This is a genomic window from Peribacillus sp. NPDC096447 (genome assembly GCF_044762725.1).
In the GTDB taxonomy this organism is placed as follows: Bacteria; Bacillota; Bacilli; order Bacillales; family DSM-1321; genus Peribacillus.
Window position 1 is genome coordinate 461,069 of record NZ_JBIWEV010000005.1, and the last position, 26,485, is coordinate 487,553.

The 26,485-nt window shown below is 38.5% G+C and carries 24 protein-coding genes and 1 pseudogene; 19 read left to right on the forward strand and 6 right to left on the reverse strand.

Annotated elements, in window-relative coordinates:
* Positions 1-12: 12 nt before the first annotated feature.
* Genes ACIQZD_RS19500 through ACIQZD_RS19515 form a run of 4 tightly spaced genes read left to right on the forward strand, consistent with a single transcriptional unit; the run spans position 13 to position 4,006 of the window.
* Entirely contained in the window at positions 13-1,113 is a 1,101-nt protein-coding gene (locus ACIQZD_RS19500; protein ID WP_402905555.1) for an ABC transporter substrate-binding protein, read from the forward strand.
* Between the two features lie 18 nt (positions 1,114-1,131).
* A complete protein-coding gene (locus tag ACIQZD_RS19505) occupies positions 1,132-2,292 on the forward strand; it encodes an ABC transporter ATP-binding protein (protein WP_402905557.1) in 1,161 nt (386 codons plus the stop codon).
* Positions 2,256-3,200 (forward strand): ABC transporter permease, encoded by a 945-nt coding sequence (locus ACIQZD_RS19510; protein WP_402905559.1) that lies wholly within the window; start codon positions 2,256-2,258, stop codon positions 3,198-3,200. Before ACIQZD_RS19505 ends, ACIQZD_RS19510 begins: the two co-directional genes overlap by 37 nt.
* Positions 3,200-4,006: an ABC transporter permease gene (locus tag ACIQZD_RS19515; RefSeq protein WP_402905648.1), complete on the forward strand. Its 807-nt coding sequence runs from the start codon at positions 3,200-3,202 to the stop codon at positions 4,004-4,006. Before ACIQZD_RS19510 ends, ACIQZD_RS19515 begins: the two co-directional genes overlap by 1 nt.
* Before the next feature lie 64 nt (positions 4,007-4,070).
* Here the strand turns inward: ACIQZD_RS19515 and ACIQZD_RS19520 are convergent, their stop codons facing one another.
* Positions 4,071-4,712 (reverse strand): hypothetical protein, encoded by a 642-nt coding sequence (locus ACIQZD_RS19520; protein ID WP_402905561.1) that lies wholly within the window; start codon positions 4,710-4,712, stop codon positions 4,071-4,073.
* A gap of 114 nt (positions 4,713-4,826) precedes the next feature.
* On the opposite strand from ACIQZD_RS19520, the gene ACIQZD_RS19525 reads away from it, so the two are divergent.
* Entirely contained in the window at positions 4,827-6,233 is a 1,407-nt protein-coding gene (locus ACIQZD_RS19525; RefSeq protein ID WP_402905563.1) for an FAD-binding oxidoreductase, read from the forward strand.
* Positions 6,230-7,561, forward strand: coding sequence for a (Fe-S)-binding protein (locus tag ACIQZD_RS19530; protein ID WP_402905565.1), 1,332 nt, complete (start codon positions 6,230-6,232; stop codon positions 7,559-7,561). Before ACIQZD_RS19525 ends, ACIQZD_RS19530 begins: the two co-directional genes overlap by 4 nt.
* Before the next feature lie 305 nt (positions 7,562-7,866).
* On the opposite strand, the gene ACIQZD_RS19535 is transcribed toward ACIQZD_RS19530, so the two are convergent.
* Entirely contained in the window at positions 7,867-8,496 is a 630-nt protein-coding gene (locus tag ACIQZD_RS19535) for a homoserine/threonine efflux transporter (protein ID WP_101222177.1), read from the reverse strand.
* Between the two features lie 140 nt (positions 8,497-8,636).
* On the opposite strand from ACIQZD_RS19535, the gene ACIQZD_RS19540 reads away from it, so the two are divergent.
* The 3 genes from ACIQZD_RS19540 (at position 8,637) to ACIQZD_RS19550 (ending at position 11,248) form a co-directional block, all read left to right on the forward strand.
* Positions 8,637-9,464: a TrmB family transcriptional regulator gene (locus ACIQZD_RS19540; protein WP_402905567.1), complete on the forward strand. Its 828-nt coding sequence runs from the start codon at positions 8,637-8,639 to the stop codon at positions 9,462-9,464.
* Positions 9,465-9,767: 303 nt separating this feature from the next.
* Positions 9,768-10,223, forward strand: a complete 456-nt coding sequence (locus ACIQZD_RS19545; RefSeq protein ID WP_137016812.1) for a HEAT repeat domain-containing protein — start codon at positions 9,768-9,770, stop codon at positions 10,221-10,223.
* 206 nt (positions 10,224-10,429) lie between these two features.
* A complete protein-coding gene (locus ACIQZD_RS19550) occupies positions 10,430-11,248 on the forward strand; it encodes a methyltransferase domain-containing protein (protein WP_402905569.1) in 819 nt (272 codons plus the stop codon).
* 681 nt (positions 11,249-11,929) lie between these two features.
* Here ACIQZD_RS19550 and ACIQZD_RS19555 read toward each other — a convergent pair.
* Positions 11,930-12,310, reverse strand: a complete 381-nt coding sequence (locus ACIQZD_RS19555) for a hypothetical protein (protein WP_402905571.1) — start codon at positions 12,308-12,310, stop codon at positions 11,930-11,932.
* A 355-nt stretch (positions 12,311-12,665) separates the two neighbouring features.
* Here ACIQZD_RS19555 and ACIQZD_RS19560 point away from each other — a divergent pair, with 355 nt between their 5' ends.
* The 5 genes and pseudogenes from ACIQZD_RS19560 (at position 12,666) to speD (ending at position 16,823) form a co-directional block, all read left to right on the forward strand.
* Positions 12,666-13,361: a GntR family transcriptional regulator gene (locus ACIQZD_RS19560; protein WP_402905573.1), complete on the forward strand. Its 696-nt coding sequence runs from the start codon at positions 12,666-12,668 to the stop codon at positions 13,359-13,361.
* On the forward strand, positions 13,354-14,271 hold the full coding sequence (locus ACIQZD_RS19565; RefSeq protein WP_402905575.1) for a DMT family transporter: 918 nt from the start codon (positions 13,354-13,356) through the stop codon (positions 14,269-14,271). The genes ACIQZD_RS19560 and ACIQZD_RS19565 overlap by 8 nt, the downstream gene beginning before the upstream one ends.
* Positions 14,272-14,437: 166 nt before the next feature.
* A pseudogene (locus ACIQZD_RS19570) lies at positions 14,438-14,947 on the forward strand (family 4 glycosyl hydrolase); the annotation flags it as partial.
* 293 nt (positions 14,948-15,240) lie between these two features.
* Positions 15,241-16,167, forward strand: coding sequence for a spermine/spermidine synthase domain-containing protein (locus ACIQZD_RS19575; protein ID WP_402905578.1), 927 nt, complete (start codon positions 15,241-15,243; stop codon positions 16,165-16,167).
* 266 nt (positions 16,168-16,433) lie between these two features.
* A complete protein-coding gene (gene speD, locus ACIQZD_RS19580; protein WP_402905580.1) occupies positions 16,434-16,823 on the forward strand; it encodes an adenosylmethionine decarboxylase in 390 nt (129 codons plus the stop codon).
* Positions 16,824-17,210: 387 nt separating this feature from the next.
* Here speD and ACIQZD_RS19585 read toward each other — a convergent pair whose 3' ends face one another.
* Positions 17,211-17,582 carry a cyclic-phosphate processing receiver domain-containing protein gene (locus ACIQZD_RS19585; RefSeq protein ID WP_096339513.1) on the reverse strand — a complete coding sequence of 124 codons (372 nt, stop codon included), beginning with the start codon at positions 17,580-17,582 and terminating at the stop codon, positions 17,211-17,213.
* 378 nt (positions 17,583-17,960) lie between these two features.
* Here ACIQZD_RS19585 and ACIQZD_RS19590 point away from each other — a divergent pair, with 378 nt between their 5' ends.
* Positions 17,961-18,140 (forward strand): hypothetical protein, encoded by a 180-nt coding sequence (locus tag ACIQZD_RS19590; protein WP_402905583.1) that lies wholly within the window; start codon positions 17,961-17,963, stop codon positions 18,138-18,140.
* A 183-nt stretch (positions 18,141-18,323) separates the two neighbouring features.
* Here the strand turns inward: ACIQZD_RS19590 and ACIQZD_RS19595 are convergent, their stop codons facing one another.
* On the reverse strand, positions 18,324-19,079 hold the full coding sequence (locus ACIQZD_RS19595) for a FadR/GntR family transcriptional regulator (protein WP_402905585.1): 756 nt from the start codon (positions 19,077-19,079) through the stop codon (positions 18,324-18,326).
* Positions 19,080-19,620: 541 nt separating this feature from the next.
* On the opposite strand from ACIQZD_RS19595, the gene ACIQZD_RS19600 reads away from it, so the two are divergent.
* The 4 genes from ACIQZD_RS19600 to ACIQZD_RS19615 all read left to right on the forward strand — a co-directional run bounded on the left by ACIQZD_RS19600 (position 19,621) and on the right by ACIQZD_RS19615 (position 24,168).
* Positions 19,621-20,988 carry an FAD-binding oxidoreductase gene (locus tag ACIQZD_RS19600; protein WP_402905587.1) on the forward strand — a complete coding sequence of 456 codons (1,368 nt, stop codon included), beginning with the start codon at positions 19,621-19,623 and terminating at the stop codon, positions 20,986-20,988.
* Between the two features lie 4 nt (positions 20,989-20,992).
* Entirely contained in the window at positions 20,993-21,967 is a 975-nt protein-coding gene (locus ACIQZD_RS19605) for a bile acid:sodium symporter family protein (protein WP_402905589.1), read from the forward strand.
* A 267-nt stretch (positions 21,968-22,234) separates the two neighbouring features.
* Positions 22,235-22,822: an SET domain-containing protein gene (locus ACIQZD_RS19610; protein WP_402905591.1), complete on the forward strand. Its 588-nt coding sequence runs from the start codon at positions 22,235-22,237 to the stop codon at positions 22,820-22,822.
* A 707-nt stretch (positions 22,823-23,529) separates the two neighbouring features.
* A complete protein-coding gene (locus tag ACIQZD_RS19615) occupies positions 23,530-24,168 on the forward strand; it encodes a glycosyltransferase (RefSeq protein WP_402905593.1) in 639 nt (212 codons plus the stop codon).
* 609 nt (positions 24,169-24,777) lie between these two features.
* On the opposite strand, the gene ACIQZD_RS19620 is transcribed toward ACIQZD_RS19615, so the two are convergent.
* Complete coding sequence (locus ACIQZD_RS19620; protein ID WP_402905595.1) at positions 24,778-25,809, reverse strand: acyltransferase; 1,032 nt, start codon at positions 25,807-25,809, stop codon at positions 24,778-24,780.
* Positions 25,810-26,485 lie beyond the last annotated feature (676 nt).

Below are 26,485 nucleotides of genomic sequence, written 5' to 3' on the forward strand. Positions count from 1 at the left end.
GAGGCAATGACTATGAAAAAACTGATGAGTCTATTATCGATAATAGTATTGATCGCTCTTGCGGGTTGTGGTAATCCCACTCCGCAAAAACCGGGGGAATCCGTACAAACGAGTGCAGGGGAAAAAGGAGAGAAGAAAATAACGATAGCCGGTAATGGCGGTGTCATTGAAAGTGCCATCCGAGATGTGATTGCACCAAAGTTTAAAGAAGAAACGGGAATCACTGTTAATTATATTTCCGGTTTATCAGGTGAAATCCTATCCAAAGTGGAATTACAGAAGAACGCTCCTCAAATAGATGTTGCCCTTTTTGTACCGGTTGATGTAATACGCGCTAAGGAGAAGGAACTGATCGTACCAATTGATGAGTCTAATGTTCCCAATATGAAATCGGTGGATCCACGTTTCATTCCGGTTGAAAAGGCGGCCGCGCCAGCATTCGGTTTAGTCATTGCACCAGCTTATAATACGGAAACCTTTAAAAAGAAAGGGTTAAAATCAATAGAATCATGGAATGATCTTGTCTCACCTGAGTACGAGGGTAAAACGGCATTTTCAGATATTACGAATGACTGGGGTTTCAATACCCTTAATGGTTTGGCGATTTCAAACGGCGGCAGTACGGAAGACATGGAACCAGGTCTTGAAAAGGCAAAAGATCTTGCAGCCTATTCCAATACATTTTATAAAAACTCAACGCAAATGATGCCAGCGATCCAACAAGGGGCTGCTGACGTAACGGTCATGGGAAGTTATTCCATAGGTGAACTAGCCGTTTCAGGTGTTCCCATTAAGATGGCCGTGCCTAAAGAAGGCGTGCCGCTTCAAGCTTTCAGCGCTGGTCTAGTGAAGAATACGCCTAATAGCAAAGAAGCCCTTGAATTCATCAACTATGTAATCAGTGAAGAAGCTCAAGCATTAATTTCCGAAAAAGGATTTTATCCGACGGTAGAAGGCATGAAAATCCCAGAGAAATATGAAGAGTCAATCGGCCTTAAAGCAAGTGATAAAACATTCAAACCTGATTTCGCCAAGTTTGCCGAGATCCGTGCCGAGGTGTCAGACAGATGGGCGAAAGAGATTACTCCTGAATTAGGGAAAAAACTCAAATAAAAGGAGCGTGTTGATCACATGGAAGTATTAAAAAAAGATGTGGAAATTAATAGGCAGCACCTGGAGGCAGTTCAGGGGTCTGGATCAAATAAAAATGATGTAGAGATAAAAGGCGCGTTTAAACAATTTGGAGCGAATGTTGTCCTGAATGGCATTGACCTGGAGGTGAAACAAGGAGAGTTACTCACTCTTCTTGGGCCTTCCGGGTGCGGAAAGTCAACAACCTTGAACCTCATTGCAGGTTTCCTCGATGCAGATCGGGGCGAGGTTCATATTAAGGGCAATAATGTTACGAAGGTTCCGCCTTATAAGCGAGATTTAGGAATGGTTTTTCAAACTTATTCGCTTTTTCCTCATATGACAGTCTATGAAAATCTTAGTTTTGGCTTGAAACTGCGCAAGGTCGGTAAAGCTGAGCAAAAAAAGAAAATAAGTAAAGCGCTTGAATTAGTGAAAATGTCAGGATTGGAAAATCGTTATCCAAGGGAATTATCTGGAGGTCAGCGTCAGCGTGTTGCGATTTCCAGGGCACTTGTAGTGGAACCGGAGCTCCTTTTGCTTGACGAACCTCTTTCAAACCTTGATGCAAAGCTGCGCCATGAACTCAGGGCTGAGATAAAGCGCTTACAAAAGGAAATTGGCGTAACGACCATTTTTGTGACTCATGATCAAGAAGAAGCTCTTTCCATGTCTGATCGGGTCGTGGTCATGAATGCAGGCAAAATTGAACAAATCAGTACACCGACTGAGATTTACAATCATCCTAAGACAGAATTCGTCTTTCAATTCATCGGGAAATCGAATTGTTTTGAAGGGAATGTGTCTGCTGTGGATAAGCGGAAAGTTTCAGTCAAGATAGGGCCTGATATCACTCATGTCGATGCAAATAACATCATGGGAAATGATAGTGATTTGAAAACCGGTGATGAAGTGAAGATTTATATTAGACCAGAAAAACTGCAAATTGTTTCTCTTGATGAAAAATCTACATCTCCTTTGGACTTCCATCGTGCTAAGATCAGCCAAATTAACTATCTTGGTACCTCTTGGGAAATCAATGTTCTATTACAGGGGAAAAGAATTCAAGTTTTGACTACCGCTTATGATTCATCATGGCAAAATGGAAGTGAGGTGTTGATAGGATGGAGCCCATCAGAAGTTATGCTAGTCAAGAAATAGAACAGGAAACGAATCCTATTGAGCCGCAAAAGCAACCTAAAATCAAGAAAAGGAAAGTCTGGGTGCCAGGATTACTCCTTTTAACGCCGATTCTCCTTTTCATATTTGGTTTCTTTGTCATACCGATGTTATACATTTTATATTTAAGCTTCATATCCACAGATAATCTGGGAGGAGCGGAGGCAGTTTATAGCCTAAAAAACTATACACAATTATTTTCCGATAGCTATTACTTATCTTCTTTATGGCTGACAGTGAAGATCAGTTTATATTCGGTCTTGGTTGCTTTATTTCTTGGATATCCGGTAGCCTTGACGATGGCCAAAAGTTCAGCGCGGATCAGAGGGTATATCACTCTCTTGATCGTGTCACCGCTTTTGGTGAGTATAGTTGTCCGTAATTTTGGCTGGTACCTCCTGCTATTGCCTAACGGAACGATTAATCAAACCTTGATGGCCCTTGGCATAATAGATGCACCATTGAAACTATTGTTTTCGGAAATCGGAGTTGTGATCGGGCTTTCCAATGCATATCTTCCTTTCATGATCTTATCCATCGTTGCGAGTCTTTATAATATCGATCCTTCTCTCGATAAGGCAGGAGCCATACTTGGGGCAAGCCCATTCAGAAGGTTCTTTTCCATTACATTGCCGCTAAGTATCCCGGGTATCGTCTCTGGCTGCATTCTCGTATTCAGTTTGTCAATGAGTGCCTATGTAACCCCTGCACTGATGGGGGGAGCCAATGTGCCCGTGATGCCTGTTGTCATCTATGATCAAATAAATAACCTGCTGCACTGGACTTTCGGATCTGCACTTTCTTATATTCTATTAGCAACCACTGTCATATCAGTAGCCGTCTTTACCAGAGCGTTTGAAAAAGGGAAATTCAAGGAGGTATTCCGATGATGAAAACGTTTGGCGGCCTGCGGATTGCCGTTGCCGTGTTGGCCATTATCTATATCTTGATACCGCTCATTGTCGTTATTCCCGCTTCTTTTACAAGTGCCAATTATCCAAGTTTTCCGGCTGAAGGCTTCTCACTTCAATGGTATGCCAAGATCTTGGAGCGTCCTGAATTTTTGGAAGCCTTTTTGAACAGCGCTAGGTTCGCAGCATTAGCTGCTCTTTTCTCCGTCATATTCGGAACTTTGGGTGCCCTTGGCATCGCAAAGTATGATATACCGGGAAAATCGTATATTACGGCCCTTTTAACTTCACCATTAAGTGTGCCGCAATTAGTCTTAGGGATTGCACTTTTAATGTACTTTACACCAATGATGCTTGCCGGTACGTCTACAGGATTTTTAATTGCCCATATCGTCATTTGCATACCATATGTTATGCGGCTCGTCTTAACCGGTTTAAGTGGATTTGATTATAATCTCGAACGGGCCGCTGCCATTCTAGGAGCGAATCCACTAACAGTATTCATGAAAGTGACTCTGCCGTTAATTGGATCCGCGGCCATCTCAGGGGGATTATTCGCATTCTTGACATCATTTGATAATGTAACGGTCTCTCTCTTTATGGTATCACCGGAAATGAGAACGCTGCCGATCGAGATTTTCTCGCAAATGCAGGATGCCTACAATCCAATCGTTGCATCCGTGTCAAGCGTGGTTATTTTCATATCAGTCCTTCTAATCGTAATACTTGAAAAAATCCAAGGTGTCGGGAAAGTTTTTGGAGGTTCCCATCATACAAACGGTTAAAAACGATATATAAGATGTAACAAACGATCATGCTTGCTAAGCTCTGATTTTTTTCGAAGAAAACTCAACTGTACGTTCCATTCAAATGTTCCAAACACCTTTTGGCAGCCAATAGCGGCGCCGTTAGGACAGGGACAGAAGGATTAACCTGCTTTGCAATATGTTCCATACTATATTGTGAAAGCAAAATCACTTCTGTCTTTCCATCCAATTGTTCCACCATCTTTTTAACCCGATCGTCATGTTCCTTACTTTTTCCTTGTGATAATAAATGGATGATTCCGGGATCCACCAATGACTCGATCGTACAGTCCGGATTCTTATTTAATAAGTAATTTTGAAGGGCGATCGGCGTTTCTTTTACGGTTGAAACCAGGCCGATGCTAGTGTAGCGAAGTGCTTCATCAAGCATGGCCTCATCTGAACGAAATAACTTTACAGGATATAAAGGTTGTAAAATTGCAGTGATGTCATTAAAAGCAGAGCAAGTAAGTAGGACGCATGAAACGTCAGAACCATAGGCCATATCCACTAATGAAGAAAAGCGGCGGATGATTTCCGGAGTTAACTTGCCGCTCTTTTCCATCAAGGGGAGAAGACCCGTGTCCATGAAATGAAGGAGTTTAATGTTCGGAGCAACTGTTCGAAAGGCCACTTCAATTGGTTTTAGTGCAGTTGTGGTTGCGTGAATCAATGCGATTTTCAAAAAAAAACCTCCTTTTTCTTCATCATTATATCTAGCAGAATCATAAAATTCCATTATATTACATACAAATAGTTCTTTTCCAATTTACTATTAATAAGAAAGGAAGTGAGAAGCATGGAGAAAGAAGCCTTGGACGATCTTAGTCAGGTAATTCCAGGTGACAGAATGTTCCTTGATTTGGCAGAAAGGTATTGTTATAGCTATGACGCTTCTTTTGGGGAATATTTACCTGAAATCGTTATACAGCCAAAAAATGCGGAGGAAATCAGTGAAGTGATTAAATTGGCTAATACTCACAAAATACCTGTTTACCCTAGAGGATCTGGAACTTCGCTAAGTGGCGGCCCTTTACCTGTTAAAGGGGGGATGGTTCTTGATATGACCCTTTTACGGGATAAATTGATCATTGATAGGGAAAATATGCTTGCCATTGTCTCTCCGGGTGTGATTACGGCAAATATCCATAAAAAGGCTGAAGAAGCCGGCTTGTTCTATCCGCCGGATCCAAGCAGCTCCAATGTTGCCACTATAGGCGGGAATCTTTTGGAAAACTCCAGCGGGCCAAAGGGATTGAAATACGGAACGACAAAAGAATATGTGATAGGCCTGGAGGTGGTCACCCCGACGGGAGAAATCATTCGTACAGGCGGAAAGACCGTGAAAAATGTAACAGGGTATGATTTGACCCGATTGATCGTCGGATCTGAAGGTACTCTGGGTATCGTTACAGAAGCAATCATCCGCTTAATACCAAAACCACAATCCAAACAAACATTTGTCGCCCACTTCAGTAATTTGATAGACTCTGGCCATGCCATTACCAGCATTTTATCGTCAGGAATTCTACCATCTGCCCTGGAATTGATGGATAATGCTTGCATCCGTGCTGTAGAAAGCTATCGGCCATCAGGGTTGCCTCTTCAGGCAGAAGCCATTTTGATCATAGAAATAGATGGTCACCCATTGGCAATTGAGGAAGAAATCAATAAATGCGCCGATATATGCAGGGCGAAGGGGGCTTCCTACGTCAAGATAGCGGAGACAGAAGAAGAACGACAAACGATTTGGAGTGCGCGAAAATTGGTCTCCCCGGCCATTACACAAATGGGTCCTACAAAAATTTCTGAAGACGCGACCGTTCCACGCAGTCAAATACCGGCGATGATGGAGAGATTAAACAATATCCGGGAGAAATACGGGTTGAACTTGGTTGTATTCGGTCATGCAGGAGATGGCAATTTACATCCTAACATCATTACCGATAAACGAAATATTACGGAAATGAAAAAAGTGGAGCTTGCCGTCAGTGAAATTTTTGAAGCAGCAATTGAACTAGGCGGAACGCTTTCCGGGGAACATGGAATCGGTACTTTAAAGGCACCATATATGGAAATGGAATTAGGAATAGCAGGGGTGAATATGATGAAAAAAATAAAAGAAGCATGGGATCCCAATGATATCCTGAATCAAGGTAAGATTTTTCCTGATAAAGGCCAGACAAGGGTCGTGTTGGTTACATGAATCTACCTGTCAAAGCGAACGAGACAAATGCAGCGCTCCAAAATTTATATTCTGATGCCTATGATTGGACAAACCAATGCGTAAAATGCGGTTACTGTTTACCAGCATGTCCTACATATGAATCAATGGGTGTAGAATCCGCCTCTCCACGCGGTCGAATCAATCTAGTGAAAATGGCAGCCGAAGGGAAAATAGATTTCCAAAAAGATTTAGCTGAACCGATCGACCTATGCTTAGGCTGTCGTGCTTGTGAAACAGCATGTCCTGTCGGTGTGCCATACGGACATATACTGGAAGCGGCAAAAGAAGCCGTTGAAAACTCCCCATCAGCAAACCAAAAAAATAAAGTGACCAAGATCAAAAAAATGGCATTGGTTCATCTTTTTCCATACCCAAAACGAATGAACAGGATTGGAAGTGCAGTACATCTCTATCAAAAAACAGGCTTATCCAAGCTTATCCGTTCAACAAATGTACTGCAAAAGGTTTCCCCTGCCCTTGCACATTTAGAACAAGCACTTCCAGCCATCGAGCCATCCTCCAAACGAATCCGGACAGGTACGATAATGCCGGCAAAAGGGGAAACGAAATTAAAGGTGGCATTTTTTACTGGGTGTATCATGGATTCCATGATGTCACGAATAAACCGTCTTACCATTGAGTTGCTCACCTTAGTAGGATGTGAGGTCATTCTCCCTGAAAATCAGAATTGCTGTGGTGCCCTGCATTCCCATCAAGGTGAAACAAAACAAGCGAAAGCATTGGCAAAGAGGAATATCCAGGCCTTCATGCAAACAGATGCTGATGTCATTGTAAATAACGCAGGGGGCTGCGGCGCTTCGCTTTTTGAATATGGACATCTATTGGCAGATGATCACGAATGGGCTGGGGCGGCAAGGGCTTTCTCGGAAAAATCAAAAGATATCAGTCAAATACTTCATCAATTGGGACCTCTTCCCTATACTGAAGAATGGCAAGGCATCGTATCTTATCAAGATTCATGTCATTTACGCAATGTTCAAAAGGTCCAAAAGGAGCCTCGTTTATTATTGCAATCCATACCAGGAGTTTCCTATGTGGAAATGGAAGGGTTTGACCGCTGCTGTGCATCTGGGGGAATTTACAATCTTCTCCACTTTGAAGAATCCATGAAGATTCTTGATGAGAAAATGAAGAACTTAAAAGAAACGAAAGCAACAACCGTAGTGACGGTTAACCCTGGATGCCAAATGCAAATGAGCATTGGCATCCAGAGGGAGGCAGCGGCGAAACAAATGAAAAGTATGCATCTTGTTGAAATACTTGCCAAGGCTTGCGGCTTGGATTGAAAGGATACTTAAACTTCATAGTAGGGACATTACTCGTCAGTATTTTCTTCTCTTATGGGAAAATACTGACGTTTTTATGTTAGAAACTTGATTATTCTCCATTGATGATGTAAGGCGAAAAAAATCTTTGCAGATCAATAATGCAGTGCCATATATACGGATGGAAGATTCTAAGGCAGCTTTTTCTTTAAAACTATCGGTGCAGGTTTGTTTACAGTATGTTAGCTGGACGCTACATACATATAAAAAAAACCGTTCAATTTTCTGAACGGATAAAATCAAATAAGATGCGTTGGTAAATGAAATTAAATTCCTGTTTTTATGCCAAAACCTATTAATATTAAGCCTGTTGATTTTTGGAATGCTTTCTGGAATTTGGAGTTGTTCATCCATTTTTTTGCATAATCAATTAGATAAACAAGAAATAGAAACCACAATACAGCGAGTAAGGTTAAGATGAAGGCTAATATAATCAATTGCTGGTTTACATTTCCATTCAAATTGATAAATTGCGGCATGATTGTAATATAAACTAAAACGGTCTTTGGATTAAGAATATTATTAAGTAATGCTTGCATAAAGGAATCTTTATTATGCCGATTTGAATGCTTTGCTGGTGTATTTGCTTGTGCTTGAATTTCTTTTAAAGAAAAGACGCTTTTAGCAAAAAAACTTTTTATCCCTAAATAAATTAAGTAGGCGGCTCCCAGATATTTGATTGCACTGAAAAGAATCACAGACTTTGCAATCACAACAGATAGTCCAAGAATTGCAATAAGCGTCCAAAAAGAAAGTCCCGTTGCCATTCCGAGAACCGTATACCGTCCCGCTTTTGTACCATGGCTAAGCGTGTTTTTCACTAAGAGCATAGTATCTGCTCCTGGTATAATAACCATCATTGCAACAATTGATATGTATGTAAGTAAGCTATCCATACTATTTCTCCCTTACTCTTTATTAGTTGCTACTCAAGTAACTACTTATGTAAGTATATTAGATGAAAATGGAAAACGTCAACAGATTTTGTTAAAATATTAGTTACAAAGGTAGCGACTAAGGTTGTGTTGGAGGGATTATGAAAGAAAACATTTTAGAAACATTAAAAAATCTAAATTTTACCGAATATGAAGCGAAAGCATATCTTACCTTATTGGAAGAATCGCCATTAACAGGCTATGCTGTAGCAAAAAACTCCGGTGTACCACGTTCAAGAATATATGAAATTCTGGACAGTCTTGCAATAAGAGGAGATATTCTGGTTAGTCCTGGAAACACACCACAATATACGCCTGTACCTGCTAAGGAGCTAATAAAAAACCGTCGGATAAAAGCAGAAGAGAATTTTGAACGGGCAGAAAAATCATTAGCGGAGTTTGAACGTTCTGCAAATGACCGTGAAAATATATGGAATATCATGGGACGCAATGAAATACTCGATAAGGTAAAAGCTTGTATATTATCTGCTAAAAAAAGAATACTCTTAGAGATTTGGGAAGACGAATTCGAAGAATTAGAGTATGAACTGAGAAAGGCAGCAAATAAAGGGGTCAATGTAACAATTATTGCTTATGGGGAAATCGACTGTGATTTTGCTAATGTTTACCTCCATTATATGGGTTATGCAATTACAGAAGAGTATGGCGGACGATGGCTTGTTATCAGTGGAGATGATTCAGAAGTAGTAGCAGGCATTGTCTCGCTTGGCAAAGATAGCCGTGCAGCATGGACCATGCATGTAGGTTTAGTGATGCCCATTACAGAAGTCATGATTCATGATTTGTATCTGATGGAAATCATGGAGAAGCATAGAGAACTATTAGAAGAAAGTTTTGGTGAAAACCTAGCCAATTTACGTAAAAAATTTTCTATCCATCCAGATTATAAAAAACATTACGTCGACTAGATTTGTGCTAGTATTGTCTGCATACTTCATCGTCAACTATATGGGCATGAATCCAGACAGGATTTATGCCTTTTACTGTAAAAGCGACTTATTTAGCTATAGGTACAGGTAAGTTGTAGAAGCAAAGCATCGCACCCCCGGCACCCGACTGATTGAGGATACAACAGATGATTAAGAAATTTAACTATATTAAAATATGGAAAAGGGTATAATAAGGAATGTAATAAACCATTCCTGGTAATGGGATTATTGTAGTATCGGATTAACATTTTTGATATCCGGATTACTAAGACAGAAGGAGAAATGATTCATTTGAATAACAATGAAACAAAGGGTATCGAGTTACCTGCCAACTATGAGGAATTAAAAAAATCTGCCAATCGCAAATCTAATTGGAGAGAACGTTTAGATGCGATCGAAGAATTAGGTCAGTCAAAAAATAAACAAGTAATTGACATTCTCACACATATCATGAGTAATGATTCTGTATATAAAGTTCAAGAGGCCGCCTACCGTCAATTGAAAAGTTTAGGTGAAAACGTTCAATTGCCAGCAAGGAAAAAGGGCGAGTTGGTTAAAGGATTGACCAAAATCTTAGTCAGGATCAAGAAGAGTTTACCAGAAAATCACACATATACTGAATTCAAAGAGAAACTCCAGAAGATGAGAATGGATATATATGATACCTATGAGGGTGAAAAAGGAGCAGACTTTGATAAATGGCTTGAAAATACGTGGTCAGCTTTATCGAAAAGATAAAAGTTTAGAGAATAATAAGCAATTTTTGATGCAGGAGCAATGTTTTTGCTCCTTTTTCTCATGTGTAAAACAAAGTTTTAGCTATGGTATGCTAATATATTTAAAAGAGGAAGTATTTGGCTGTTGCTTTAATTTGAAACAAACTAATATGCAACTCCAAACCACTGTGAAAACCGATAAATACATACGAATTCAGGGGAGAAAAGATGATAGATTATATTGAACTTTGGAAACAGGCAATGGCAGATCATACAGGAAACATACCTAACAGGCTAAAAGATGATGCTGCAGAAGAAGCTTTTTGGGCTTCCAAGGTTGCAGCGAAAAGACAACATAAAGCGGACCCTTATGCCAAAATTGTACAGCAAGAGTTATTGGCATTATTAAAACAGGATGATCATGTATTGGAAATCGGCCCTGGATGGGGCAATTATACATTTGATATTGCAAAAGAAGTCAAGAAACTAACTTGTATAGATAGTTCCGAAAGCATTATCAATTTTTTGGAATCCCAGGCGAACGAAAAAGGTTTCAAAAACATGGAGTTAATTCATGATAAGTGGGAAAGTGAGACCAAGAAAGTCAAATATGATGTAGTATTTGGTTTTAATTGTTATTACCGTATGAGTGAAATCGGTCAAACCTTATTAAAAATGAATGAGTCTGCAGCCCGTTTAGTGATAGTAGGTATGACAACCGGACCTGAAAAACCTCATTATATGGAATTGAAGGAACGAGGATATACAATCAATTTAAGAAAACGGGATTACATTCACATCTTGAATGTTTTGTATCAACTTGGAATACTGGCGGACTGTAAGATCGTTAAATTGAAAAGTAAAAAATTCTATTCCACCTATGAAGAAGTGATCCGAGATAATACAACAAAAATTCTTGATGAGCATTTTTCCTATGATGAAGTAAAAACGATCCTAAATAAATATGTGGTGGAAAAAGAGGGAGCTTTCGAATACGAATATCCGTTTCATGCAGCTTTGATGTATTGGAATCCAAGGTTAAATTAACAATTTGAGTACCTTTTTCTCTGAGTTCCTTACCTTCTTTTTGAGGTCCTTCAGGAAAAAGGTATTTTTTCTGTTGGATATTCGCAAAATAATATTAACAAGGCTACAAAAAATGATGATAAAACGGAGTGTGAATGATAAATGAAAGAAATATCCGAAAAGAGATTTTGTGAAACTTGTAAAAAAGAGACAGTTCATACTGTAACTGAAGATGCATTGGAAATAGAATATTCATGTAATGAGTGCGGTCAGCACCAAGACATTTTCAAGACATTTTTTTAGAAAATAACCAACATTTGAATGGAATTGGAGATAAGATCCCATTAAGATTTAGTCATTCAATCAGAAGGTTAAATTGCAGGTGAGAAGTTCCACTAACTCCGTTTTTCTTTGGTATTTGCTATGATTTTTTTATCTATTCTTGAAATAAGTTTTCACAAGTAAAAACATGCAGATATATCCATGAAACAAAATTAATCCCCCGAGCGACTCTCAGCATTTCACGAGTTGCAATAGGTAGTATTTTCTCACCGTTGTCCTTCAAATGGTTCAAGGCCCAGTCGACAACTTAGACGGGTATTTTCCTGGATTACTGAGCAATTCGGATGGCGGGGAGATGAATGAATAATTCCTTTTAATTTCGCTGCCGGAGGCTTGTTTGTCGTTATTTCGAATTACAGATTATTTCATATAGATTACTACAAGCATCCATAAAGCCAAAGCACCAACGATAGCAAGTGCTATACGCGTAGATAGTATCCGTACTTCAAAGTCGGTTTTCTTGGATGGTTCAGGATATGCAATTACGTAAATTCCCTTTAATAGTGCAAGCCATGCAATGATTGTGATGAATCCCTGCCAGTTGATTGCCCATACATTATGCAGGATAACTGTGCCTAACCCTAGGAAAATTGATAGAAAGCCATATATAATTCCAAATCCTCTGTCCTCGACCACTAATCTTTTCAGTTCACGTAGTACTGATGGACGAGTGAAAAGTATTCCCGATACGATAACCGTCATCCATCCCCAAAACAGGCCTAAAAAAGTACTTGCTTCCATTTCATCTCACTCCTTTCAAATATATTTATATTTATGGCATTACCTATTTTAGAACACTGACAGGATTTTCATGAGTAAGCTAAAGGATGAATTCAGAAGTGTGGTTATTCTTGTTGAATTAAAGGAGTAGCCTGGTTTAGAAAAATATAGAGTTATTAAACACCTTTTCCATTTAATCCTTTTTACGATAATTGGTTCTTGTCTTGCAAGTAGTGTTTCGCAGCCATTTTACAAAAGAGGTGAGATTCACCGTCATCATTTTCCACTGATTAAAATTTTACAATCTCTATTTCTACGGCATGCAATATGTGATATATTGCATATTATATATCTGTATTTTAAGGAGGTATAGCCGTTGAAGCATTCAAATTCATCTCAAAAAATAAAACGTACTTCTGTACGTGAAGAAGCATACATGATCTTGCGGGATTGGATTGTCCAGGGAATCCTAACGCCAGGCCAGCAATTACGGGATAAAGAATTAGCCGAGCAATTGGGAGTAAGCAGAACCCCAATAAGAGAAGCACTATTAAGGCTTGAGGATGAGGGATTTGTCGAGACCAAGCCGAGCCGTTCAACAATTGTTTCCCCTATTCGATTCGATGGGGTATTAGACATATACTCCATTGTTTGGACACTGGAAAAGCTGGCTATGGAACAGGCTTTTGATTTCATTGAAGAAAAACACTTAATAGAAATGGAAGCCATCAATCATGAAGTGAAAAAAGCAATCGACGAAGGAAATCAAATGGTGGCCGTCCAGAAAGATAATGACTTTCATTCCATTTACATCAATCTTTCTACAAATGATGAGTTGAAGCGGATTCTATCGGGACTCAAACAAAAACTTATACGAATGGAACTGTTTTATTTCAATCAGGTAAGTGATGTTCATCTTTCCGCAGATGAGCATGATCAGATCATACAGGCATTAAGGAATGGAAATCTCACTATGGTGCTTAAGGTGATAGAAAAGAATTGGAAAGAAAGTTATTTAAGAATTCAAGTCCATACGGAACGTGTAAAAAGCGGGGTAGAAAAAAATGAGTAATGATACTTTAGTTGCTATATCACCTTCAAGAAACAAAGGGATTGCACTTGTACTGACTGGCGCTGCGTTATGGGGAGTGTCAGGGACGGCAGCTCAATATCTGTTTCAACAGCAAGGTTTCAGTCCTGAGTGGCTCACTGTTATACGCTTGTTGCTTTCTGGAATCATCTTACTGGGTGTCGCTTATAAAAATGAAAGACTGAAAGTTTTTGAGATTTGGAAAACCAAAAAAGATGCGCTTCAAATTATCCTTTTTGCCATTCTTGGTATGCTCGCTGTTCAATACACATATTTTGCAGCAATTGAACATGGCAATGCAGCCACTGCCACTGTCCTTCAATACTTGGCACCGGCCCTGATCACTTGTTATTTAGCCATTCGCTCCAAACGTTTTCCAAGCATTACTGTGAGTGTAGCTGTGATCATAGCGATTTTAGGCACCTTTTTGCTTGTGACGGGAGGAAGCATTCGTACACTATCCATTTCCGGGTGGGCAGTATTTTGGGGAGTAACATCAGCCTTTGCATTGGCGTTCTATACATTGCAGCCTTATAAACTCCTTTCAAGATGGGGAGCGATGATTGTTGTGGGATGGGGCATGTTGATTGGAGGCATATGCTTTAGCATCATCCATCCTCCATGGGCATTTGAAGGCAATTGGACGTTACCTTCATTTTCAGCGGTTTTATTCATCATCATTTTTGGTACGATCATTGCTTTTTATTTTTATTTGGAAAGTACCAAATTCATCTCGGCTTCTGAGGTAAGTTTACTTGCTTCGGTTGAACCATTATCCGCAACCTTAATATCCGTTTTCTGGCTGAATGTAACATTCGGTTTAGCCGAGTGGCTTGGCACGCTCTGCATAATTAGCACCATTACGATTTTATCAATCGTAAAAAACAAGTAATGTCAGTTGTTAATTAATAATAGGCGAAAAAAACCAATAATCCACCATGTGAGTGGACGAAGCTCGAAAATATACACTTCTTAAAAAAACAATTACACTTCATGTGAATTGCTTTTTTTGTATTTTACGAGTATTACGCAACATTGGCTATTCAAATGACGTTATCGAAGAAAAGGAATCTTCAGCAATAAATGGGACGCAGGCTGAGGTCGTTCAACAACTGGAAAAGGACCTATTTGAATTGTATAGAGATCCTGAACTGAATGTTAAACCGGCTCAACTAGAAAAGCGCGGTGGAGCGTATTACAGCAAAGCGGCCTGCAGTCTCATCAATTCGATTTACAATGATAAGCGGGATATTCAGCCAGTCAATACACGCAATAACGGGGCGATAGCGAGTATTCCAAATGAATCAGCCATTGAAATGAACTGTGTGATCACCAAAGAAGGACCAAGACCAATCGCCATTGGCGACCTGCCTGTAGCAGTCCGGGGATTGGTCCAGCAAATTAAATCTTTTGAAAGGATGGCTGCTGAAGCGGCTGTCACCGGAGATTATCATAAAGCTTTAGTGGCGATGACCATAAATCCTTTAGTACCATCAGACACCATCGCAAAAAAAATACTGGATGAAATGCTCGAAGCGCATAAAGAAGACCTGCCGCAATTTTTTTAATGAAGTGAAATCATGATTTAAATCAATGGTTACAGAAGGTGCTTAATTTAAATAGCTTTTGGACCGAAAGAGATCACTCCCTGTTAGATTCTGATCAGGGAGTGATCTTTTTTTATTTAGGATTGCTTCTATTTGTACTACTGATATCCCAAGTGAGTCATTATATTAAGATTCATGGACAGTAACTATGTCCCAATAAAATTAATGGGACAATCGTGCAAACGTTCTAGCAAGGGCCTTCATATACTAGCCTTAACGGAGACATTACATCAAAGATAAAGAGGAGATCAAAAATGAATAGTAAGAATGGGATGCAAGACGAAAGCCGAACGTTAGACGGCGGTGATATCTGGGACCAAATTGGTCTCAGGGAAATTAAGGCACTCAAGCATAAAGTCCTTCATGAAGGGATTAGCAAATATCAGGATATCAATGTAGTGGAAGCTAAAGATATAAGAATGTATCTCAATGAACAACTGCAGTTCTCTTCATTAGATGAACGCATCTATCATGAGGCACTGGTTCATCCTGCGATGACACTGACTAAAAAACGGACACGCGTCTTAATTTTAGGGGGAGGAGATGGACTAGCCCTTCGAGAAGTCCTCAAGTACAGTGATGTAAAGCGTGTTGATCTTGTCGATATCGATTCGGAAATCATTAAAGTAGCAAAGAGTGTTCGCAAGATTGTAGAGCTTAACGAGGGATCATTCCTTGATAGACGTGTAAAAGTTCATATCCAGGACGCCCAGAAATACGTTTCTTCAAATACTCGTAAATATAATGTGATCATTGTAGATTTCCCGGACCCAGCAAATGAAATTCTATGCAAATTATATACAAAAGAGCTTTTTAGCCGTCTATACAGTTTCCTTGCAGATGATGGCGTACTCGTCTGTCAATCCAATTCACCGGATGATGCCCCGCTCGTTTATTGGAGTATAGGAAGGACAATCAGGAGTGTCGGTTTCGATGTCATGAGTTACCACACAATCGTTCCATCTTTTGGTGACTGGGGCTTTCATATAGCTGCAAAGAAATTCAGGACGAAACGCATGGATAAACTATCAATTAATGTCCCCTATGGAACTCTTCCAAAAGATTTATCTTCATTGTTTCAATTTAAGGATTATCACCTTTATGGGCGTAGATATGCAAAAGTAAATACACTCGATCAACTCACACTTCATCGCTTTTATCAGCAGGAAATGGATTATTGAAATCTATTATAGGAAATCGCCAACTTCTATTTATTATGTTGGCGATATTTTTGAATAAATTTAAAGATATCTCCAAATGTTATACATACTCCCGTAAGTAAATGAATGACTTAATTAATCATAATTTGCGGATTTTTAAAAAGGTTGTCCAACCGCAATCACTCATACATGCATAAACTGTAATTATTAAATAGTAATGGAGTGGGCCACACTTATGGATTTAAGTGATATTGGCCCATGGATTGATAGAGAAGGGGGAACAAACATTGGAAACTAAAGGATTCCATGTCATTATTGATGCGTTTAACTGTAAATCTAGTATTCTTGATGACGCAAAGGAACTAGAAAAACAATTGGATCTTACAGCAGAGCGGTTGGAAATGATTGTCTTGAATCGCAGCTTTCATAAATTTGAACCATATGGTGTTACAGGAACGCTAATACTATCCACTTCACATATGTCCATTCATACATGGCCAGAAAAGAATTATGCTGCCATTGATATTTATACTTGCGGAAAAAAGAACCCATTTCAGGAGGTCCAAAATATTCTGCAATATTTAGGTGCTGAATACGCAGTCGTATATAATGTTTCCAGAGGAGCGGAGTATATGGCAGAGCAGTCTGTCCGTATAATCCGAAATGAAAAAAACTAGTCACAAACCGTGAAAAACCTCACCAGCTCTAAAGTAATATTAGTGTTGGAACGGATTATAACGAATCCCTTGTTGTGATTATATCAAGCGAGGGGAGAGGGTAAATGCGAATGTTTTTCCCTTTCCCAAATACATAAAAAATGTTTGCGACGATGAGCGTAAACTGCAGGAAACTTGTTGTATGCATAGACTAGTAATCTATCTATTAGAGTTAACTCCATCATGATAAATAGCAACAACTTATAAAATAAAGTTGCTGCCATTAAAGGTTTTATTTTATTAGGGAGGACTTGGCATTCCTTCTAAGATATTGTTTTTTGGAAAGCTTTTCTACCCCTACTAACAGATTTAATAAAATAATTATGAAACGTTGAGATTGAGAAGAGTTTATCGTATATCTATATAATGTTGCAGAACCTTTGACGGGAAGAATTTGAGGGGCAATGGTCGTAAGGATACAATAATGGCAGGGGGCATAGTTAAATTCTGTTGTGCTTGCTTTAAACAGTTGTACATCGCTTTACCGCCAACTGAATTGGCAGAGTGAATAGTAATGCGATTGGCAAATAGTTTTTCTTTGACCATCTTTTGAACAAGCATAAAACCATTCCTGGTTTTATTTAATAAATCATGGTCCAAAGAGAGATGTTCAATATCAAAGTTTTGCAATAGCTCTATACATTCGTCTATAGTCTCGACTAACACATAGCCATCGGGTGCTTTCCGATAGTCATCCAGAAAAACGCTGATTTTCTCCATTTCTTACACTCCTTTCCTTATGACTAAGAAAAGTCAATTAAACCCAAGAAAATATGGTTTTATATATTAAGTCTAACACAACAAAGTAAGAAGGGGGCATATTCGACGTTAAAGACTAATATACGACATCCTTTTTTTAATAAATATTCTATTTACTTATCGTTGTGCTACTTCAACTAACGGATCTTTACTAAAAGGAGGAACTGTTACTGAGCAACCCCCTTATAAAAGTAAGTTGCATGGTTTATTATAAAAAACGTATTGTCCAACTCCCTCTAAATATCCCTAGTTAAATGTGGTGCAAAACATCCACTTATACGTTAATGATTGTAATAATTTGGGTAAAAGGTAATATCTTAACAAAAAAGGAGAAGTGATATGTTACATCCAGAAGAGATTTACCTTGTACTTAGGAACAAAACGCTGCTGTTGGAGTTAAAGGAACAAATTAATGACTATCATATTTCCTACTTATCAATGATTAATGATCAGCTTTCATTGATTGATCATGCTCTAAAAGAATGTAACGTTGATTCCTTCACTATGTCAAAAGGATAAACTTAAATAGGGGATCAATTTTTAAACTTTATTAAACCAGCTTAGCGCCCTCTTAGAAAGGCGCTTTTTAATGTCAAATTTAATTGGTCACCTAAAAAAATCAGGTATGCCTTCATGTTCTCGTAAGTTATATTGCGAGCGGACGCTTATTTATCACCTTCAGTATTGCGATGGGTGATGGTCTTATTCATTTTGATAAGAAGCAATTTTGGCGTCATCTCCAATGCTTTCTAGTGTAGCCGCAGCCATCTGTTCTCTAATGCGAATGATATGGGCATTCATTAGTCGCTTGGCTCTTTCCGCGTCCTTTAATGCGATAGAATAGTAGATTTCTTTATGTTCTTGAAGCGTTTCTTGGAAATGACCTGGTTCTTTGAAACGATGCCGTCTGGTGGCACGAATCGTATTTTTCATTTGATCACTAAGGGTATGGACCAATCCAGCAAATATGGAATTGTTTGTGGCTTGTGCAATACTATTGTGAAACAATAGATCTGCTCGCAAGCCTAATTCTTCATCATGTTCCGAACGTGCCATTTCTTCTAGAGCTTTAAGGATATTTTGTAAATCAAAAGAGTTTGCTCTCTGCGCAGCGAGAAAAGCACACTCCGTTTCGATTACTCGTCGGACTTCAAGCATTTCATAGACCATGTTGTCCTCAGCCTTGATGATTGAGTTGGTTAGCTGTTCGATCAGTGACTGAACTTCAGATTGTCTGATAAATGTCCCATCACCTGGTCTGACCTCAATGACTCCGTTAATCTCCAATACTCGAAGGGCCTCTCTGATTGATGTTCGACTCACTTTAAAACGATTGGACAACTCCCGTTCAGGGGGTAATTTATCTCCAGGTTTCAATTCACCGCTAATAAAAGATTCCTTAATTTGATTGAAGATAATTTCATACACTTTTGGGGATTTAACTGGTATTGAATCCATTGCTTCCTTCACATCCTTTCATAACAACCCTAAAAAAACATGTTGGTACGACTATTAGTGAAATCATTCTAACAAGCATTCATTTGTGAAGCAAGGGGATAAGCCGCAATATTAAAATCAAAATAAATAAATGTAGAAAATTTAAATTGGTTAAACCAATATTGTTAAATATAATTGTCTAGATTCAGTCAAATTATGGTTACATGGTTATTGAAGGCCATTTTGGTTTTTTAATGATGGAAAATCAACTATAAATATTGAGAAATAAACATTTATTTATGGAGAAAAGTATAAAATGGATAATTGTTGAAAAAGTCAAAAAATTTAGTATAATTAAAATTGGTTAGACCAATTATTCGATAAAATGGAAGCGATATCATTTTAAGCTATTAAGGAGGGGGAAAACATCTCTCGATAATACAGTTGAAGAATTGAAGAAGAAACTAAGTCTGGGAATAGGTGCGAGCAAAGTTTTTGATATGACAAAAACGAATGCTATAGCAGAAAGAAGGAGAATAGAACGGAAGCGGCTAGTGTAAATTTGATCAACGCTTTAAAGGAAGTTCTTTCGGAAAATCAAGTAACAGAAAACAAGACTGTGAGAGAATTACACGGAAGAGATGAGTCATATCATGCTGTAAGTCTTCCTGATATTGTTGTATTTCCAGAAACAACACAGCAAGTTAGTGAAATTGTGAAATTAGCAAATATGTTCAAAATCCCTATGGTTCCTTTTGGTTTGGGATCAAGCCTCGAGGGGCATGTCATACCGTACAACCATGGCATAACCATTGATTTTTCACTAATGAATAAAATCCTTGAAGTGCGTGAAAACGATTTTCTCGTAAAGGTTCAGCCTGGCGTAACGCGTTCGCAACTGAACAAAGAATTGAAAAAATACGGTTTATTTTTTTCAGTGGATCCGGGAGCTGATGCAACTCTTGGCGGAATGGCCGCAACAAATGCCAGTGGAACGACATCAGTTAAATATGGTGTGATGCGTGACCAAGTCCGCGATCTTGAAGTGGTTCTTGCAGATGGTTCCATTATTCATACTGGCAATTTGGCCGCTAAATCGTCATCAGGCTACCATCTAAACGGTCTTTTTGTCGGGTCTGAGGGAACGCTTGGCTGCTTTACTGAATTGACGTTGAGAGTTTACGGAATTCCTGAGCACGTTATGGCGGCAAGAGCATCATTTCCGGCATTGAACAATGCGGTAGAAGCAGTCGTATCCATTTTGCAGTCAGGTGTTCCAATAGCAAGGGTGGAGCTTGTCGATGAACCATCCATGAAGCAGGTTAACCTCTATAGTGAGACAAGCTATAACGAAGCGCCTACACTATTCTTGGAGTTTCATGGTAATGACGCAGGGTTGAAGCAAGATGTAGAGTTCACTAAAGAAATAGTAGCAGAACATAATTGTCTCGATATTGAATTTGAGACAGATAATGCTGCCAGGAACCGCCTATGGGAAGCTCGCCATAATCTTGCATATGCTTATATTCATGGCAATCCTGGAAAAAAACTGATGGTGACTGATGTCTGCCTTCCGATTTCAGAGCTATCTGGTGCAATTCATCATGCAAGGGAAGCTGTTGATTTACTGGGCCTTACCGGTGGGATCGTCGGCCATGTAGGCGATGGGAACTATCACGTGCTCTTAATGATCGATAATAAAAATCAAGAAGAAATTAAAAGAGCTGAACAGCTAAATGAACAAATTGTCCTTTATGCCCTTGAGCGTAAGGGAACATGCACTGGAGAACATGGAGTTGGGGTCGGTAAACAAAAATATCAGAAAAAAGAACATGGGAACTCTCTGTTTGTGATGGAAAAAATTAAAGATGCCCTTGATCCAGATAATTTATTAAATCCTAGTAAAATATTTATGCAAGAAAGAGTGTGATGAAATGAAAGTATTAGAAGCATTCAGTGCATTAGCCGGCAAATATTTTGCTGTCTGGGTTATCTTGATATCCGTCATTGCCTTTATTTTTCCAGAGCCATTTTTAGGATTGGGAGGATATATTACAATATTGCTTGGCGTTGTCATGTTTGGTATGGGGCTTACTTTGAAGGCCGTTGATTTTAAAATCATCATTACTAAACCACTGCCCGTGATAATTGGAGTTTGCGCCCAGTTTATCATCATGCCAACTGTGGCATTCCTTATTGCGAAACTCATGAATTTGCCTGCAGAATTAGCTGCAGGACTGGTTTTGCTCGGCTGTGTACCAGGCGGAACAGCCTCTAACGTTATGGTATATCTGGCAAAAGGCAATGTACCTTTGTCGATAGCTATGACTTCGGTTTCAACTTTACTGGCTCCAATCATGACGCCGCTGCTTCTGCTTTTGCTGGCAGGCCAATGGATGCCGGTTGATTTTTTTGATATGTTTAAGTCCATTATCCAAGTCATCCTTCTTCCGATTGTTTTAGGTTTGGCCATTAAGCGGTTTTTCCCTGTAATAGTTGAAAAAAGCTTAACCGTTTTACCGCTTATTTCGGTAGCAGCTATCATTACGATTGTAAGCGCAGTAGTCTCAGGCAATGCAGCTAGTATTGCTTCATCCGGGTTCCTTATTTTCACTGCCGTAATGCTTCACAACGGATTTGGGCTGCTGTTCGGTTACTTAGCAGCAAAAGCGCTTGGACTTGATGAAGTGAATAGAAGAGCGATTTCGATTGAAGTAGGCATGCAGAACTCAGGGTTAGGTGTTGCGCTTGCTACTGCACATTTCGGCCCTCTGGCAGCACTTCCAAGCGTACTGGCTGCTGCATGGCACAACATATCCGGACCAATTCTCGCGACTTACTGGTCAAAAAAGTCTGCTGGCGACAGTATAGAGGAAGCGCCAGTTCATCCGGTGGAGAACAAACTTTAATTATATTTAAGTTAAAAAAGGTTCCATGCATCCGGCATGGGATTTTTTTGTCGCTGCACTATTATCCAGGAAGTTCTTGCTACTTGACTTCATTAGATTTCATATAAGAGAAGGCGACCAATTGTGGAACATAAATAAAAGTGCTTTCAAGTTTTCCAGGAGGAAATTCCGCTAATTGAACTTGGATAAAATACGCGAATGAACAGTCAAATAAACGAATCTGCTATATATTGTAATAGTAATTGTGAGAAAGGGTGAACAGAATCGATGATACATCCAGATACCGAGATTCGGTTTGTCAATGAAAAGATTGGTGTGGGCGTTTTTGCCACAAAAATGATTCCCAAAGGAACGATTATCTGGGCATTGGATCATTTGGACATCATCCTCGAGGAAGATGAGATTGAATCGCTTGATCTATTGCGAAGGGAAATCGTCTATAAATATGCCTACCTCAACGATGACGACCGCTACGTGCTGTGCTGGGATCATGCTAGATACATTAATCACAGCTTCAGTCCAAATGTGGTATCGACTGTCTATGAGATTGAATTAGCGTCAAGGGATATTCTCCCCGGAGAGCAAATCACATGCGACTATGCTACGCTAGGGTTAGATGAACCATTCGAGTGTGAACCGGAGGAAGGGACGTCAAGCACCGTAGTGATGCCGGATGATTATCTGCATCGCTACAAGGAATGGGATGATTTGGCTCGGGAGGCATTCAAACGATTGAATCAAGTAGACCAGCCTCTGCGTCATCTGATTCTACCGGAATTCGTCGACAGGGTAAACGCGATCGCAGAAGGACGTGCCGTGCCGGATTCATTTCTTACGCTCTATGAAGAGGAGTAAAGGCAACAAACAACTATCAGGACAGACGAATCTGACCGCCCCTCTGAACTTTATACCGTTTACCTAGAATGGAAAGCTTTATCCAGCGAGAAGGTATAGGTTGAAAGGGCAACACACATACCACCGTTCATAAATTTCTGAACGGTGGTATGTGTGTTTACAGTTAAATGTATACGTTTAGATTGTTAATAATGTACTCGATTTTGTATATCAAAACAGTTAGAGAGAAGTAGTGAGGTTTTAAGTGGATTAATAACACTATGTACTCAAATTAATGACCCTAATGTATTGAACTTTGTGTCTGTGTACAAAAGGGGAATATGAAACTGTGAACATTGCCTATAAAACACTTCATTCTAGTTTAGATAATATATCTTCAAAGTCCTGAAACGCTGACTTATCGGGAAGTTTACATAATTATGTATTATATTAAAATCCACTATTTCTTGGCGTCTCATTCTTGAATTTTTAAGTAATTTAAACATTGATTCATCATATTTTAAGCGCAAATCGCGACGTTGTAGTCCTTGTATCAATACTTTGATAGTTGACCTAATCTTATACAAAACAGTTTACATAGGAAGATGTGCGTTCGTCTAAGTCCAATTTACCGTTCAACAGGGTAAGTAGAACCATTATCATGAATATTAAAATCCCATATATCAATAATAAAAAGGTGTTATTAAACTTTGGAAGGAGATGGTTTTATGAAAAAATTATTGTTGATGGGATTTATTTTTTTATTTCCTCTAAACATGGTGTCTGGAACAACCAGTGCATACGCTAAACCGCAGGTGCAAAGTGTTAGTCAATCTGAGGTAAAGTTCGCAAATGAATTCAGGAAACTTTGGATTGATCATGTTTTGTGGACAAGTAATTACATTACAAGTGCAACAACAGCTGGAGCGGAGGATCAAAAACAGGTATTGGCTAGGCTTCTGAAAAATCAGGAGGATATTGGAAATGCTATAAAGCCAGTATACGGTGAGAAAGCTGGGAACAAACTTACGGATTTACTTAAAGAGCATATTGTGATTGCGGGAAAGATTGTAGATGCGGCTAAAAGCGGAAATGAAGTCTTGGTGAAACAGCTAAACAAAGAATGGTATAGAAATGCTGATGAAATAGCAGCCTTCCTTAGCGGTGCCAACCCCTATTTAAAAAATGAAGATCTAAAAAAATTGCTGTATATGCATCTGAAATTAGTGACAAATGATTTATCTGCAAGCTTAGCAAAAGATTGGAACGGAAGAATCGTTTCAATTGACGAAGGGGTCACACATATAATCTTAATGGCAGATACTATCTCTGCGGGAGTTGTAAAGCAGTTTCCGGATAAGTTTTAAAAATATTCTTAAGTCAAACACTTGACCGTGAAAAATATGGCAGAATTAATTCAATAAAAAATGGGTCTAAACTGGGGGCAGAAGAAAACGCATAGATGCAAGTAGATCTAATCGGTTTGGATATTTCCATTTGTGGTATGCGGTCTACATTGCGTGACTTGGCACGATTTGGTGAAATGATGCGTAATGATTGTTACTACAATGGCCAACGCAGATTTTTCTCTTTAGTTGATATGCATTGGACAGTATCCAATGCATATCAACTAAACAATATCTATTAGATGGATCGTATACTAGGGCTTACGATAATCTGTTTTTAGTGGAGTAGAAGGAAAACAAATAATAAAATAGGGGTTGCAAAGGATAACTTTTATTTTTTTGAACAAACGGGTATGTTAATTCAGTAAAATTTTCTTCCAGGACTAAAACGGCAGTGTTGTTAGTATATTTCGAAAGAACAAGCTGTCAAAAAGGGTGCTTTTTTTTATAAGCCAACGCGGGAGTATAAACGTATTAAGAAAGCTTGGATCTATGGTTTTTCAAGCGTAAATTTTAAGAAGAAGCATCGGGACTTGAGGTCTCATGCTTTTTTATCATTGTAACTATCCACTAACTGGTTTTTATCATTTTGCTTAAACGCCTTTTGAAATATTGAAGCAGGTCATAAGAAATGTACGACATAGAAATTATAAGGAGTGTCTCAAATAGTTTTAACAATAAATTGTCGGATATATGATCCATTTTTACTGCCGATAAAATCAAATCAAAAATATCGATGAAGACTACATGAACAATGTATATACCTAGGGCTCTTCCTCCTACTTTAGTAATGAACAAATCCTTCCCCAATGTTTTATTATTTAATGCAAATAAAAAAAGAAATGCAGTTAAAAAGATAGTAGAAATAAAATATTCTCCATGACTTCCTGATAACACCTTTTCTAATAAGTATCCTTCTACCACTTGGACAGTAAAGAAGATAAAAATTAATAATAGGCAGGTTTTGGCTGTTATTGATTTTGACTTTTTAAAGAATTTTTCATCCGCAAAGAAGAAGCCCAAAGTTGTATAAAAAAGACCAATGAATAAAGCATCCCGTGTACTTAGGGGAAATTCATAGAACATCGAATACGATTGTCCGAAAAGACCTATCAAGTTTAAGATTAGGCTGATGGTTAAAAGAAGCTTCACTTTTTTTAACTTTAAAAAAACGAATAGAATGATTACACTCCAAATTAATGCGGTTAAAAACCACAATTGGTATCCGCTAGTCCCAGTTCCATAATATATAAGATCAAGAAATGAAAATTGATTAATGTATTGCGCAAATTCCTTTAGTGCATCGGTAGCAACTTTATAAAGAATAAGAACATCATACATCATATAAAAGAAGAGCCAGCATAAATACAGTTTTAAGATTTTTATAATATACCTTTTAAAATAGTCAATGGAATCCCTTGTATGTACCATCTTTTTACCGAATAAATAACCAGATGCAGTAAAGAAGAATGGCACCGCAAACCTTGAGACGTTATCGAGAATAAATAGACCAATCTGGCTATCCCTTGGGAATACATGAATGACTACAACAGAAAATATTGCAAAAAATTTAATAAAGTCAATTGCGTTATTTCTTTCCATTTGTTCACCCTTTTCATAACACTTTTACTGTCATTGGTTATTCTTTATATTATGTACACCAAAGCAATATTTATTTTCCTCTTCCTGAATCCAATTACAAGATACTGTAAGAGACTTAAAGGAGTGGGAGTGGTGCATCACCTTGCGGATAGTCCTATGTATGCCAATGTTCGATTTAAATTGGTTCATACAGAAAAAAATCCTGTAATCTTGCCTATTGAAGATAGGAAATTTGGGAACTACCTGTTTTACAAATTGCAAATTGATATCTCATAATTGCTGTTCGAAGACCAAAGATAGAAAGGTGTTAAACGCATTATTGTCAGCTTGTATACATTTTCTACCTGGGTTATTACAACCAAGACACTTATTATGAAAACTATGTTTTATTTAATAACAAATCAGTTATGGTTTTTTAACCTTTCCTTTATCTCATTGTTTCTTAATACAGATTACGGGTATAAGAAAGGATAGAAAAAGTAGATGGGGAGTAGATTTGGATGAAAGTAATTTTTATTCTAGCTATAATTGTAATTGCATATATGGTATATAAAGAGGTTGTTAAACGAAGGTAGATTAACGACTAAAAACAGCTCTTAAAAGAGGTTATATTATGCACAGTGGAATTCTTTAGATTTTTTTATTCTTGCGGGTAATTTACTTTAAGAATTGCCTG